Below are 14,118 nucleotides of genomic sequence, written 5' to 3'. Positions count from 1 at the left end.
CCGCTGCCACCGGCGTCGGACGCCTGGCGACAACTGCTCAAGGTTACGTGACCAGCACCGGGAGGGTCAAACCGCCACCCTAGGAGGCTGGTGGTCCAGCTGGACGTGCCGCCGCCCGGCGCCGCTGCCGGCCAGCCGACACTGACGTTACCGAGGTAACGACGGGCTGGTCGGCGTCGTATTCGTCGGAATCGGCGTCGTCCTCGTCATCGTCCTCGTCATCGTCGTCGTCCTCGTCATCGTCATCATCCTCGTCGTCGTCATCGTCTACGACGACGACGTCCAGGTTGTCCTCGTCGTCGAGGTCTTCGTCGTCTTCGTCCAGGTCGACGTCGATTTCGTCGATTTCGTCCTCGTCCTCGTCGACGTCGTCCTCGTCGTCGTCCTCGTCGTCGTCCAGATCCTCGTCGACAAGTTCCTCGGCGACCTGCTCAGCGGTGTGGGCGTCGTCCTCGGACTCCTCGTCGTGCGTCTCCCGCTCGAGCTCGTCGGCCAGCTCTTCCTCGGCCTCGTCGTCGTCTTCGTGCTTGCCGTTGGCCGCCGCCATCGCCTTGAACATCGGGTGCTCACTGGTGTGCTGCGGCACCTTGGCCACCGGCGCCTCGTCGGCGCGGCCGCGCTTGCCCCGCTTACCGCGCCGGCTACCGCCGCCACCGCTCGCCTCGGCCTTGCGTCCGACAGCCTGTGTGGTGTCCACGGGATCGGCATGCAGCACGATGCCCCGGCCGCTGCAGTGCGTGCAGGTCGTCGAGAAGGCTTCGACCAGCCCGGTGCCCAGCCGCTTCCGGGTCAGTTGCACCAGGCCCAGCGACGTCACCTCCGACACCTGATGGCGGGTGCGGTCGCGACCCAGCGCCTCGGTCAGCCGCCGCAGCACCAGGTCGCGGTTGGACTCCAGCACCATGTCAATGAAGTCGATCACCACAATGCCGCCGATATCGCGCAGCCTCAGCTGGCGCACGATCTCCTCGGCTGCCTCGAGGTTGTTCTTGGTAACCGTCTGCTCGAGGTTGCCGCCGGCGCCGGTGAATTTTCCGGTGTTCACGTCGACGACCGTCATCGCCTCGGTGCGGTCGATCACCAGAGTGCCGCCCGAGGGCAGCCACACCTTGCGGTCCAGCGCCTTGGCCAACTGTTCGTCGATGCGGTGTACCGCGAACACATCCGGGCCGTCGCCACCCGGCGGGGCGTACTTGGTCAGCTTCGACACAAGATCGGGCGCAACAGAACTGACGTAATCATTGATTGTCTCCCAGGCGCTGTCGCCGGAGACGATCAGCCCGGAGAAGTCCTCGTTGAACAAGTCGCGAATGACTTTGACCAGAACGTCGGGCTCTTCGTAGAGCGCGACAGCGGCGCCGGCTTTGTTGCCCTTGACCCGCTCGGCTTCCTCGGCGATCGTGGTCCAGCGTTCCTGCAGCCTGGTGACGTCGCCGCGGATGTCTTCTTCCTTCACGCCTTCCGACGCGGTCCGGATGATCACGCCGGCATCGTCGGGCACCACGTCGCGCAGGATTTCCTTGAGGCGCTGGCGTTCGGTGTCCGGCAGCTTGCGGCTGATGCCGGTCGACTGTGCACCGGGCACGTAGACCAGGTAGCGCCCGGCCAGTGACACCTGGGTGGTCAGACGAGCACCCTTGTGGCCGACGGGATCCTTGCTGACCTGGACGACGACGTAGTCGCCGGGTTTGAGGGCCTGTTCGATCTTGCGGTTCTGGCCGCCCAGACCGGCGGCTTCCCAGTTGACCTCACCGGCGTAGAGCACACCGTTGCGGCCGCGGCCGATGTCGACGAAGGCCGCCTCCATCGAGGGCAGCACGTTCTGCACGATGCCGAGGTAGATGTTGCCGACCAGTGACGCCGACGCCGCCGAGGTCACGAAGTGCTCGACGACGACGCCGTCCTCCATGACCGCGATCTGGGTGTAGCGGGCGCCCTCGTGCGGCGGTTCGGTGCGGATCTTGTCGCGGACGACCATGACCCGCTCGACGGCTTCGCGGCGAGCCAGGAATTCGGCCTCGGACAGGATTGGGGGGCGACGACGGCCAGCATCGCGACCGTCCCGCCGGCGCTGACGCTTGGCCTCGAGTCGGGTGGACCCGCTGATGCCCTGGATGGCGTCCGGGTCCTTCTCTTTGCGCGGCGGGCGCTCGTGCACGACGGTATTCGGCGGATCGTCGGACGACCCGTCCTCGCCGGCATCGCCGCCGCCGCCGGACTTGCGGCGCCGGCGCCTGCGACGGCGCCGGGTCGCGGCTTCGCCACTGCCGGACTCGTCGTCGCTCTCGTCGTCGTCGCTGTAGGACTCCTCGCCGCCGTCGGCGCTCTCGTCGGCGCCTTCGGGCCGCTCCGACTCGTCGCGGTCCTCGCCGTCCGGGGCGCCCTGTTCGCCCTGTTCGCCGCGGCCACGGCCGCGACCGCGGCGCCCACGGCGGCGGCGCCGGTTGGCCGGGCGTTCGGACTGGTCACCGTCGGTTTCGGCGGTGGACTCGTCTTCCTCGTCGTCGTCTTCCTCGTCGTCGTCCTCCTCGGCACGGACGGGCCGGCGTTCGGCTTCGACCGGCTGAGGGGCGACGAACAGCGGCATGTAGGCCGCCTGCTCGAGGGTGGTGGTCTCCAAGATCAGCCGCGATTCCGGCTCGCCCGTCGATTCGAGCGCCTCGCTGGCCTCGGCGGCTTCGGCCTCGTGGACGAGGGGCTCAACGGCCTCGGCCGCAGGCTCCGGCGCCACCGGCTGCTCGGCACTGTCCTGGGGGCTGGCCGCCAGGACATCGCGCACCCGTACCGCGTCGGTACGGTCCACGCTGGAGTGCGGGCTGCGTGCACGCCCGTCGAGTTCACTCAGGGCGTCAAGCACACGCCGACTCGTGGTGCCGAGCACCCTCGCCAGGGAATGCACCCTCAAGCGGTCGGGCAGCTCTTCGCTCGGCGTCTCCGCCGGGGCTCCCCACTGCGGGGCTTCGTGTTCGGGTAGATCCTGATAGAGGTCATCGTTGGCCACGTATTCTCCTCAAGCCCCCGGGCGCGTCGTACTGACGCGGCCACGCGAGGGCTTCCGCTATTTACCCGGGTTACTTCGCCCGGACTTGTTATGGTCTCGCTCCGACCGGCTCGGGATGAACGCGCTCGGCGCCTGGCTGAATGACGGCTGTGACGGTCGGCGCCTCACATTGCTGTGGTCGCGCACGTCGTAAGTCTTCATCCGGATGCGCTTTGAGGGCACATCCGGGATCAGTATCCCACACCACGGGAGCTGTTCGAACGGGAGTGGTGCGGGAAGTGGAGTCAGGCTCCGGGAAACCAGAGGCCGATCTCACGCTCGGCCGACTCCGGGGAGTCCGAGCCGTGCACGAGATTGAATTGCGTCTCCAGGCCGAAGTCGCCGCGGATCGTGCCGGGCGTGGCCTTCTCCACCGGGTCGGTGCCACCGGCAAGCTGGCGAAACGCGGCAATCGCGCGAGGGCCTTCGAGAACAGCCGCGACCACCGGGCCTGAGGTGATGAACTCCAGCAGCGAGTCGAAGAACGGCTTGCCGTCGTGTTCGGCATAGTGCGCGCGGGCCAGCTCGTCAGTGACCTGCTTGAGCTCCAGGGCCGCGATCGTCAGGCCTTTGCGCTCGATACGGCTGATGATCTCGCCGACCACCCCACGCTGTACGCCGTCGGGCTTGATCAAAACCAGGGTCCGCTCAGTCACGGGCGCCGCTCCTCCTCATCACTTCGATCTGCATCGTCACCGGCGCAGTCACGGCGCACAGCGTACCCGTCAGTCGGGGGGTTGCTGCTGGCCGGGCAGCAGGCCGCGGCGCTGCCTGCGCAGGACCTCCGCGCGCAGATAGGCCAGGATCGCCCAGACCACGACGAACAGCAGCCCGACCATGCCGACCGCCGGGTAGACAAAGAATCCGGCGACCAGGATGAGCTGCACGCCGAGGTTCAGCCAGATCGCCCACGGCCTGCCCTGCACGCCGGCCAGCAACACCAGGAACACCGCGAAGCCGACCAGATAGACCGTCGACCAGGCAGTGAGGCCGCCGCCGACCATGCTCACCACGGGCAGGGCCAGGAGCACCACGATCGCCTCGAGGATGAGGGTGCCGGCCATGACGCCGCGGAAACTCTTCCAGGGGTCCGGAGCCGCCGGGCCGGCGACATTGGGCTCGTGTGGCGCGGGCGTGTCGCTCATTGCGGGTCCTTACCGAACAGGGTGCGCGCCGCGCCGGCGGTCACAACCGAACCGGTGATGACCATCCCGGCTCCGGAGAACCCGTCGGATTCGGCTGCAGACTCCTCCACCAGCGCAGTGGCGGTCTCGATGGCGTCGGGAAGCGTCTCGGCGCGCAGCACTCTGTCGAGCCCGAAGATCTCTTCGGCCCGCAGCGCCAGTGCGTCGACTTCCAGCGCGCGGGGCGACCCGTTGTGCGTGACGACGATCTGGTCGAACGCCGGTTCCAGGGCGGTGAGGATGCCGGTGACGTCCTTGTCCCCCATCACCGACAACACGCCGACGAGAAACCGGAAGTCGAATTCGGAGGCCAGCGCGTCGGCCAGCGCGGCAGCACCGGCCGGGTTGTGGGCGGCGTCGATGAACACCGTTGGCGCGCTGCGCATCCGCTCCAGACGGCCGGGGCTGGCCGCGGCTGCGAAGCCGGCGCGCACGGTGTCGACGTCGAGCTGGCGACCGGCACCGGCCCCGAAGAACGCCTCGACCGCGGCCAGCGCCACGACGGCGTTGCGGGCCTGATGCTCGCCGTGTAGCGGCAGGAAGATGTCGGAGTACACCCCGCCGAGGCCTTGCAGCTGCAGCACCTGTCCGCCGACGGCGACCTGACGACCCAGTACCGCGAACTCGGAGTCCTCGCGGGCCACCGCGGCATCGGATTTGACGGCTTGTGCCAGAAGGACTTCCATCGCCTCGGGCGCCTGGCGGCCGATGACCGCGACGGTGTCGGTCTGCACCAGATCGCCACGGGGAGCACTGATGATGCCGGCCTTCTCGGCGGCGATCTCGGCGATGGTGTCACCGAGGTATTCGGCATGATCGATGCCGATCGGGGTGATCACCGCGACGGGCGCGTCGACGACGTTGGTGGCATCCCAGCGCCCGCCCATGCCGACTTCGACGACGGCGACGTCCACGGGTGCGTCCGCGAACGCGGCGAACGCCATGCCGGTGAGCACCTCGAATTTGCTCATGGCCGGGCCACCCCCCGCTTGCGATTGGGAGTCGACGAGGTGCACGAAGGGCTCGATCTCGCGGTAGACCTCGACGTAGCGGGCCGGGCTGATCGGCTCGTTGTCGATGGCGATGCGCTCGACGGCGGACTGCAGGTGCGGGCTGGTGGTGCGCCCGGTCCGGCGACTGAAGGCCACCAGAAGTGCGTCGACAATGCGCGCCACCGAGGTCTTGCCGTTGGTACCGGCGATGTGGATGCACGGATAGCTCAGCTGCGGTGAGCCGAGCATCTCCATCAGCGCTTCGATCCGCGTGGTGCTGGGCTCAAGCTTGGTTTCCGGCCAGCGCTGGTCCAGCAAATGCTCCACCTGGAGCAGCGCAGCGATCTCGTCCGGTGTCGGCGGCTCGCTCATGCCAGCTCAGCCAGTCGCGCGGTGATCCGCTCGACTTCCTCGCTGGCCAGCTGTTGGCGCCCGCGGATCTTGGCGACGACGTCGTCAGGCGCCTTGGCCAGGAAGGCGTCGTTGCCGAGTTTGGCTGTGGTGCCGGCCAATTCCTTCTGCGCGGCGGCCAGATCCTTCTCCAGACGGCGGCGTTCGGCAGCCACGTCGACGGTGCCCGAGGTGTCGACTTCGACGTTGACGGTGCCGCCCGAGAGCCGGACCTCGATGTGTGCACTTGCGTTGAAGCCATCACCGGATTTGGTCAGCCAGGCCAGCGCGGTGACCGGGGCCACCTGACCGCCCAGGCCCGCGGCGTCGATGCCCGACAACCGGGCGGGCACCTTCTGCCGGTCGGCCAGGCCCTGGTCGCTGCGGAACCGCCGGATCTCGGTCACCAGCTTCTGCACATCGGCGATCCGCCCCGCGGCAACCGGATCCAGCGCGATCCCAGACGCCGTGGGCCACTGCGCGATCACCAGTGACTCGCCGCCGGTGAGCACCTTCCACAACGTCTCGGTGACGAAGGGCATCACCGGGTGCAGCAGCTTGAGCAAGGTGTCCAGCACCAAGGCCATTACCGAAGTTGTGTGAGCGGTGTGGGTGGCCCCACCTTCCTGGCTGGCCAGCTGCACCTTGGCCAACTCCAGGTACCAGTCGCAGAACTCGTCCCAGGCGAAGTGGTACAGCGCCTCGCAGGCACGGCTGAACTCGTATGAATCGAACGCATCATCTATGTCGGCGCGAACCTGTTCCAACCGGCCGAGAATCCATCGGTCGGCGTCGGTGAGTTCGGCGACGTCCGGCAGCGGCGCCGGCGCGGCGCCGTTCATCAGGGCGAACCGGGTCGCGTTGAACAGCTTGGTCGCGAAGTTGCGGGAAGCCCGGGCTGCGTCCTCGCCGACGGACAGGTCACCACCGGGGCTCGCGCCCCGCGCCAGCGTGAACCGCAAGGCATCGGCGCCGAACAGTTCCACCCAGTCCAGGGGGTCGATCCCGTTGCCGCGGGACTTGCTCATCTTGCGGCCGTGCTCGTCGCGGATCAGCCCGTGCAGGAAGACGTTCTCGAACGGCACCTGCGGCCCACGCGCGCCGCCCAGGGTGATGGTGTCGTCGTCGGACACGAACGTACCGAACATGACCATGCGCGCCACCCAGAAGAAGAGGATGTCGTATCCGGTCACCAAAACGCTTGTCGGATAAAACTTCTCCAGTTCGGGTGTGCGGTCAGGCCAGCCCATCGTGGAGAACGGCCACAACGCCGAGGAGAACCACGTGTCCAGCACGTCGGGGTCCTGCTCCCAGCCCTCCGGCGGGGTCTCGTCGGGCCCGACGCAGACTTTCTGACCATCCGGGCCGTGCCAGATCGGAATGCGATGACCCCACCACAGCTGGCGGGAGATGCACCAGTCGTGCATGTCGTCGACCCAGGCGAACCAGCGCGGTTCCAGGCTCTTGGGGTGGATCACGATGTCGCCACCTCGCACCGCATCGCCGGCCGCCTTGGCCATCGACTCCACCTTCACCCACCATTGCAGGCTCAGCCTTGGCTCGATCGGTTCGCCACTGCGCTCGGAGTGCCCGACGCTGTGCAGGTACGGCCGCTTCTCGGCGACGATCCGCCCCTCGGCGGCCAGCGCCTCACGGACGGCGACGCGCGCCTCGAACCGGTCCATGCCGTCGAATTGCGTTCCGGTGTCAGCGATTCGGCCCTTGGTGTCGAGGATCGACGGCATCGGCAGGTCGTGCCGGATGCCGATCTCGAAGTCGTTCGGGTCGTGAGCGGGGGTGACTTTGACTGCACCGGTACCGAATTCGGGGTCGACGTGTTCGTCGGCAACAATAATGACGCGACGATTCAGAAACGGGTGCGGCAGAGTCTTTCCGACGAGGTTCCGGTAGCGCTCGTCGCCGGGATGCACGGCGATCGCGGTATCGCCCAGCATCGTCTCCAGCCGGGTGGTGGCCACCACGATGTGCGGTTCGGAATCGTCCATCGACCCGTACCGGAACGACACCAATTCGCCCTCGACGTCCTCGTATTTGACCTCGAGGTCGGAGATCGCCGTCTCCAGCACCGGTGACCAGTTCACCAGCCGCTCGGCCTGATAGATCAGACCGGCGTCGTAGAGCCGCTTGAAGATTGTGCGCACCGCACGGGACAGGCCGTCGTCCATGGTGAACCGGTCGCGGTCCCAGTCGACGCCGTCGCCGAGCCTGCGCATCTGGCCGCCGATGGTGCCGCCAGACTCACGTTTCCACTCCCACACCTTGTCGATGAACAGTTCCCGGCCCAAGTCCTCTTTGGTCTTCCCGTCGACAGCGAGCTGCTTTTCGACCACGCTCTGGGTCGCGATGCCGGCATGATCCATGCCGGGCAGCCAGAGCACCTCGTAGCCCTGCATGCGCTTACGCCGGGTCAGCGCGTCCATCAGGGTGTGGTCGAGTGCATGGCCCATGTGCAGGCTGCCGGTCACGTTCGGCGGCGGCAGCACGATCGAATACGCAGGCTTGCCGCTCGTGGCGTCGGCCTTGAAGTAGCCGGCGTCGACCCAACCCTGATAGAGCCCCGCCTCTACCGCTCCTGGATCCCAGGACTTGGGCAGGGCGTCGGCGCGGGAGTCGTCAGTGGTGGTCACCCGACAAGTCTAAGAACGCGCGCGACCGGCCCGGCGAGCGACCTGTGCGCTCGTGACCTGCGCTACTTCTTCCCGCCCAGTAGTCCGCCCAAGATGTCACCGATCGCGCCGCCCTGTTTGCCGCCCAGCACATTGCCCAGAATGCTGCCGAGCGGGTTGTCTCCCCCGCCGGATCCGCCGCTCGCGCCACCGAGGATGCTGCCCAGCACATCGCCGAGCCCACCGCCGGAGGCGCCGGCCTGGGTCGAGCCGCCCGCGGCTTGTTTGCCCAGATAGGCCAGCACGATGGGGATGAGGATCGGCAGCAGCTTCTTGATCAGGTCGCCGCCGCCGGCACTGGATCCGGACAGCGCCGAGGCCACCTGGTTAGTGTCGTTGCCGCCGAAGATCCGGGAAATCAACTGTTCACCCTGACCAGTGTCGACCTGGTCGACGTTCACGCCGCCGTCGAGCAGACCGCTGCCGCCCTCGGTGGCAATAGCCGACTCGAGCGAACTGGAGTCGATGTCGGCGGAGGCGACGTTGTGTTGAATGCCGCCGAGCAATGTGGGCACCAGGGTTTGGATCGCCTGATTCACTTCCCCCTCGGGGGCCCCGAGCCTACTGGCGATGTCCGCCACCGGAATCTGACTGTAGAGATCATCGAGACCGGGCATGGTGTCCACCTTCATTGCTGGATTGTGCGGCTCTGCACGGCGACACTAGCCCTCGAGGCGCACCGTCTCCAGCGAAATGCCCGCATCGGGAAATCGCTCCAACAGAGCGTCACCCATCGCGGCGGCCGGGGTGAGCACACCGCGCAGATCCGAGAGCTTGTCGCGGTCGAGCGCCAGCGCCAGACCGCATTCGCCGAGCATCACCGAGGTGGCCTTGTATCCGGGGTCGCCCTGCTGGGAAATGGTGGCCCGGTAGCGGGCTCCGGTCGTGGTGGTCGTGTAGGTCTCGGCGCGGTAGTAGCCACGATCGCGGGTCTGCTCGCTGGGCCCGGTGCCAGGCTTGGGGGCGATGCGATCCACCAGCCGGCGCGGCAGGAAGCGGAAGAATCGGCTGCCCGTGGCCACTACACCGTTGTTGGCCACACTTGCCACTGCCGAGGCCACCGGCGCGGCAACCGAGGAGCCGACGCTCATATTCTCCGCGTATCTGAACCGGCGCCCATAGGCGTAGTGCAGAAGAGCGTTGCTGCGCCGCACGATTCGGGTGTTGTACATCGCCATCACGAAGCCCGTCGTCCACACCCCGGCCAGCTCGGGCGCGATATTTCGGCCGCGCCGCCACGGCAGATCGGGCTGCGGACCAAGCTCAGGCTCGACGGCCCGGTCCTGCGACAGTGTGTAGGGGTCCTCGAGCATGCGTCGAGTGTTCGGGTCGTTGGAGGAGGCGCGGAAGACCTCGATCATCGAGGCCACCGTGCCACCGGACACCCCGCCCGAGAATCCCCGCAGCACGAAGTCGGTGTCACCGAGCTCACCGGTGCCGTCCTGCCGGGCCTGCCGATAGAGCGCGTACACGCTCATATCCGAAGGGATGGAATCGAATCCGCACGCGTGCACGATGCGCGCCCCGGTGTCGATGGCCTGCTTGTGGTAGTCGTCGATGCTCTGCCGCACAAACATCGCCTCACCGGTGAGGTCGGCATAGTCGGTGCCGGCCGCCGCGCAGGCCGCCACCAGAGGCAGTCCGTAACGGGTGTAGGGGCCGACGGTGGTGATGACGACGCGGGTGCGCGCGGCCATGTCGTTCAGCGACGACGGAGACGCCGCGTCGGCGGTCAGGATCGGCCAGGACTGTGCCGATTCGCCGAGCGTCTCGCGCACCGCCAGCAGCTTGTCGGGCGAGCGGCCGGCCAGGGCGATGCGGATGTCGCCGCCCGCGCGGGCCAGGTATTCGGCGGTGAGCTTGCCGACGAATCCGGTGGCCCCGTATACGACGATGTCGAATTCTCGCTGCGCTGCCGTCATGAGCGCCAACATACCGGCCGAACTCAGCCCAGGGTTTCGGGCAGCTGGACCTGCTCCCCCAGGACATGCTCGGCCAGGAAGGCCGTCACCACCTCATACCAGATCTTCGCGTGCTGCGGGGCGAGCACCCAGTGGTTCTCGGACGGGAAGTACAGGAACCGGTGCGCGGAGGTGCCGTCCTCGGCGGCGGGAAGACCGGAGTCGGTCAGCAGCTCGTACCAGAGCCGCAGGCCCTCACCGATGGGCACCCGATAGTCCTTGTCACCGTGGATCACCAGCATCGGGGTGGTGATCTTGTCGACGAAGCGGTGTGGCGAATTCGCTTGTGCCATGGCCGGTGTCATCTCGCGGGCCCAGTAGTAGGCGCCGTCGGTGGTCGGGCCGAACTGGTCCAGCGCCCACAGGCTGGCGTGGGTGACGATCGCCGCGAAACGGTCAGTGTGACCGGCCACCCAGTTCGCCATGTAGCCGCCGAAGGACCCACCCATCGCCGCGGTGCGCCCGGCGTCGATCCGGGGGTCGGCCACTGCGGCGTCGACCGCGGCCATCAGGTCCTGGTACGGCGGCCCGCCCCAGGCACCCCAGCCTCGTTGGACGAACGCTTGCCCATAACCGGTGGACAACGCGGGATCGGGCAGCAGCACCGCGTATCCCCGCGCGGCCATCAGCCACGGATTCCACCGCCACGACCACACATTCCAGCTGCCGAGCGGCCCGCCGTGGATCCACAGCAATAGCGGTGCGGGCTGATCGGTCACCGGCAGCACCAGCCACGACCGCAGCGGCGTTCCGTCTGCGGCGCTGGCGATTATCTCGGTGAGTTCTCCTGGCAGCTGCGGCAATTCGACGCACGGCAAGACGGTTATCGCACCCGAGGTGTCGATGCGCACCGGGTGCGGCGGCGCGGCGTAGGAGCTCCGCAGTGCGTAGGTGATGCCGTGCGGCGCGGCGACGACATTGGTGTAGCTGAAGTCGTCGGCGGTGAGCTGCCGGACGTCGCCGTCGAGGCTGATCGCGAAGATCGGGCAACGCCCGTTGTCGTCGGCGGTGACCAGTAGCTCTGATCCGTCCCGGGCCCAAGTCACCGACGCTGGCCAGCGATCCCACGCGGTCGCCAGCTCCGCCCACTCCCCTGAATCCAAATTCAAGTGGCACAATGTGATTCGTGGCGCTTGTTCCGGTGTCGAGACGGTTTCGCGGGTGAACGCCACACGCGTGCCGTCCGGGGAGATGGCCGGGTGTTCCAGATCGGCGATCGCGTCTTCGGCGAGTATCGACCGCTGACCGGTCTGCAGGTCGACGCGCATCAGCACCGACCGCAGCGCCGCGCGCGGGGCGGGCACATGCCAGGTGGCGACGGCGAACGTGCCGTCCGGGCTGACAGCGAAATCCACCTCTCCGAGGGCGGGCCCCGGCTGGCGGGTCAGGTCGGTGAGGGTGCCGTCTGCAGCGACCCGAAACAGGTGGGTCTGCTCGGGGCCCAGATCCTGGTCCCAATGCCGCACCGGATAACCGGAGTGCAGGATCGCGCTGATCTTGTTGTCCTTGCGCAATTTTCGCAGTCGCCGTTCGTCATCGACAGTGTCGGCCGACGGCAGCAGCGGCGCACCGATCACGACAGTCGATGCGGCGAGGGCGGTTCGCACGGCGGTGATCCCACCGGGCAACTCGGCCAACTGTGCGGCCTCCCCGCCCGCGAATGGCAACCGCCACAGCGCGGCCGGCGGCGTGTCGTCGCCTTCGGTGGGTCGCACCGAAGTGAACAGCAGATCGCCGTCAAAGGTGAACGCGGGCGCCGATTCACCCTTGGCGCCGCGGGTCAGCCGGCGGCCCGGGGCGACGCCGATCGGATCCAGTTCCCACACCGCGGTGACGTATTCGGTATTGGTGGCGTTGAGTTCGGCCACCGTCGTGACGACGCGCGACCCGTCCGCCGACACCGCCAGCCCGGAGACGCGCGGCAGCGCGAGGTAGTCGTCGAGATCGTCGAATGCGCCGGTGGTCATGAGCACACGTTACGTTCAGGGCATGGCCGAGATCGTTGTCGTCGGGGCAGGCATCGCCGGACTGGCCACCGCCGCGGCATTCCAACGGAGCGACCATTCCGTCACAGTGATCGAAGAGCGCACCGACACCAGCTCCGGCGCCGGCATCAGCATCTGGCCCAACGCACTCGCGGCGCTCGACCAGCTCGGCCTCGGTGAGCAGGTGCGGACGGCCGGCGGACGGGTAACCGCGGGCGCGATCCGCTGGAAAGACGGCAGGTGGTTGCGCCGTCCTGCTGGGGAACGGATCGTCACCGCACTGGGAGAACCCCTGGTCGTGCTGCAGCGGGCCGCCCTGCGCGACATCTTGTCGGGTGCGCTGGCACCGGGCACCATCGTCGACGGGGTCGCGGTACGCGAGGTGAGCACCATCAGGGACGGGGTGCGGCTATATCTGTCGGACTCCTCGACGCGCGACGCCGAGGCGGTGGTCGGCGCCGACGGCACCCGTTCGGTGCTGGCGCGCCACCTCAACGGCCCGCTGACCTATCGCTACGCCGGGTACACCGCCTGGCGCGGGGTCTCCACGCTGACCATCGAAGCCGATCTGGCCGGCGAGACCTTAGGCTCCGGCGCCGAGGTCGGCCATGTCCCCATGGGCTCCGACCGGACGTATTGGTTCGCCACCGAACGCGCATCTGAAGGCGCCTCGGCACCGCAGGGCGAGCTCGCGTACCTGCGCAGCAGGTTCGCCTCGTGGGCCACGCCGATTCCGGAATTGCTGGCTGCCACCGATCCCTCCAACGTGCTGCGCAACGATCTCTACGACCGCAGCCACGCGCGGCGATGGGCCGCGGGACCGGTGGTGCTGGTCGGCGACGCCGCTCACCCCATGCGACCGCACCTGGGTCAGGGCGGCTGTCAGGCGCTGGAGGATGCCGCCGTGCTGGGCGCGTGTGTGGACCTGACGAGCGACCTTCCGGCCGCGTTCGCCGCTTTCGAAGCTTTCCGCCGACGGCGGGTGCGGGCGATCGCCCGGGAATCACGGCTGATCGGCGACGTGGTGAACCTGCGGCCCGCGGCGCTCAGCGCGCTGGCCAGCAGGGCCACCGTGGTGCTGCCGGAGTTCGCGGTGACCCGCCACCTGGCCAGGATCGCCGCCCGCTCGGCGTTTCGGCTGCCTACTGCGCCTTAGTGCAGGCCGAGGGCGTTGGCGATGGCACGGCCCGGGTTGTGGATCGCCTGGCACATGGTGTTGAAGTTGATCGACTTGAACGGTCCGGCCAGGACGTCGGAGCAGGCACCCTGAGCTGCGGAGCCGTCACCGGAGACCGGGGTGGCGAAGCCGGGGGTGGCAGCGGCGCCGCCGCAGGTGGGCCACGCGCCCATACCCTGCTTGGCGGCGACGTTCTCGGCGACCTTGATCTGCTGTTCACGGGAGGCGTCCTGCGGGGCGCCAACGCCGCCGTTGGCGTTCCAGGTCGCCTGGCTGAACTGCAGACCGCCGGAGAAACCGTTGCCGGTGTTGGCCGACCAGTTGCCGCCGGACTCGCACTGCGCGACCGCGTCCCAGTTCACACCGCTGTCAGCACTGGCATTTCCGCAGTTCAGAACGAATCCGGCCAGGGCCAGCGCTCCGGAGATAACTGCGAGGGTGACGATTCTGCGCAAGCTGCTCATTGGTGTTTCCCTTCCCGACAAAGGGGGCACTGGCGTACCACTGTGAAGTTGTTCGCAACTTGTGATGCACGCGTTACAGGCGTGTCGATTGTTTTTTCTGAGATTTTTGGTAAGGGAGTTTCCTTAGAGATAAGAGTGGCGGGGGGGGGGGGGGGGGGGCCCCCCCCCCCGGGGGGGGGGGGGGGGGGGGGGGGGGGGGGGGGGGGGGGGGGGGGGGGGCGGGGGGGGGGGGGGGGGG

Annotated in this window: 10 protein-coding genes; 1 reads left to right on the top strand and 9 read right to left on the bottom strand. The window is 68.0% G+C overall.

Translation table 11 applies throughout. From position 1 onward, the window contains the following. Window positions 1–79: 79 nt before the first annotated feature. The 8 genes from rne to CG716_RS16015 all read right to left on the bottom strand — a co-directional run bounded on the left by rne (window position 80) and on the right by CG716_RS16015 (window position 12,221). Window positions 80–3,001, bottom strand: coding sequence for a ribonuclease E (gene rne / locus CG716_RS16050; protein ID WP_094481310.1), 2,922 nt, complete (start codon window positions 2,999–3,001; stop codon window positions 80–82). Window positions 3,002–3,285: 284 nt separating this feature from the next. Continuing rightward, window positions 3,286–3,696 carry a nucleoside-diphosphate kinase gene (gene ndk / locus CG716_RS16045; protein WP_094481308.1) on the bottom strand — a complete coding sequence of 137 codons (411 nt, stop codon included), beginning with the start codon at window positions 3,694–3,696 and terminating at the stop codon, window positions 3,286–3,288. Window positions 3,697–3,765: 69 nt separating this feature from the next. Continuing rightward, on the bottom strand, window positions 3,766–4,185 hold the full coding sequence (locus tag CG716_RS16040; RefSeq protein ID WP_094481306.1) for a DUF4233 domain-containing protein: 420 nt from the start codon (window positions 4,183–4,185) through the stop codon (window positions 3,766–3,768). Then, window positions 4,182–5,588, bottom strand: a complete 1,407-nt coding sequence (gene folC, locus CG716_RS16035) for a bifunctional tetrahydrofolate synthase/dihydrofolate synthase (RefSeq protein ID WP_094481304.1) — start codon at window positions 5,586–5,588, stop codon at window positions 4,182–4,184. The genes CG716_RS16040 and folC overlap by 4 nt, the downstream gene beginning before the upstream one ends. Then, window positions 5,585–8,254, bottom strand: coding sequence for a valine--tRNA ligase (locus CG716_RS16030; protein ID WP_094481302.1), 2,670 nt, complete (start codon window positions 8,252–8,254; stop codon window positions 5,585–5,587). The genes folC and CG716_RS16030 overlap by 4 nt, the downstream gene beginning before the upstream one ends. A gap of 62 nt (window positions 8,255–8,316) precedes the next feature. Beyond that, on the bottom strand, window positions 8,317–8,910 hold the full coding sequence (locus CG716_RS16025) for a DUF937 domain-containing protein (RefSeq protein ID WP_094481505.1): 594 nt from the start codon (window positions 8,908–8,910) through the stop codon (window positions 8,317–8,319). A gap of 45 nt (window positions 8,911–8,955) precedes the next feature. Further along, window positions 8,956–10,215, bottom strand: coding sequence for a saccharopine dehydrogenase family protein (locus CG716_RS16020; RefSeq protein WP_094481503.1), 1,260 nt, complete (start codon window positions 10,213–10,215; stop codon window positions 8,956–8,958). A 23-nt stretch (window positions 10,216–10,238) separates the two neighbouring features. Continuing rightward, window positions 10,239–12,221, bottom strand: a complete 1,983-nt coding sequence (locus tag CG716_RS16015; protein WP_094481300.1) for a S9 family peptidase — start codon at window positions 12,219–12,221, stop codon at window positions 10,239–10,241. A gap of 22 nt (window positions 12,222–12,243) precedes the next feature. Between CG716_RS16015 and CG716_RS16010 the strand changes: the two genes are divergently transcribed. After that, window positions 12,244–13,395: an FAD-dependent oxidoreductase gene (locus CG716_RS16010; protein ID WP_094481501.1), complete on the top strand. Its 1,152-nt coding sequence runs from the start codon at window positions 12,244–12,246 to the stop codon at window positions 13,393–13,395. Here the strand turns inward: CG716_RS16010 and CG716_RS16005 are convergent. Continuing rightward, window positions 13,392–13,880, bottom strand: a complete 489-nt coding sequence (locus tag CG716_RS16005) for a transglycosylase family protein (protein ID WP_094481298.1) — start codon at window positions 13,878–13,880, stop codon at window positions 13,392–13,394. The two genes, CG716_RS16010 and CG716_RS16005, sit on opposite strands and share 4 nt — an antisense overlap. Window positions 13,881–14,118 lie beyond the last annotated feature (238 nt).

Source organism: Mycolicibacterium sphagni (genome assembly GCF_002250655.1).
GTDB lineage: Bacteria > Actinomycetota > Actinomycetes > Mycobacteriales > Mycobacteriaceae > Mycobacterium > Mycobacterium sphagni.
This window is presented reverse-complemented; position numbering and strand designations above follow the sequence as displayed.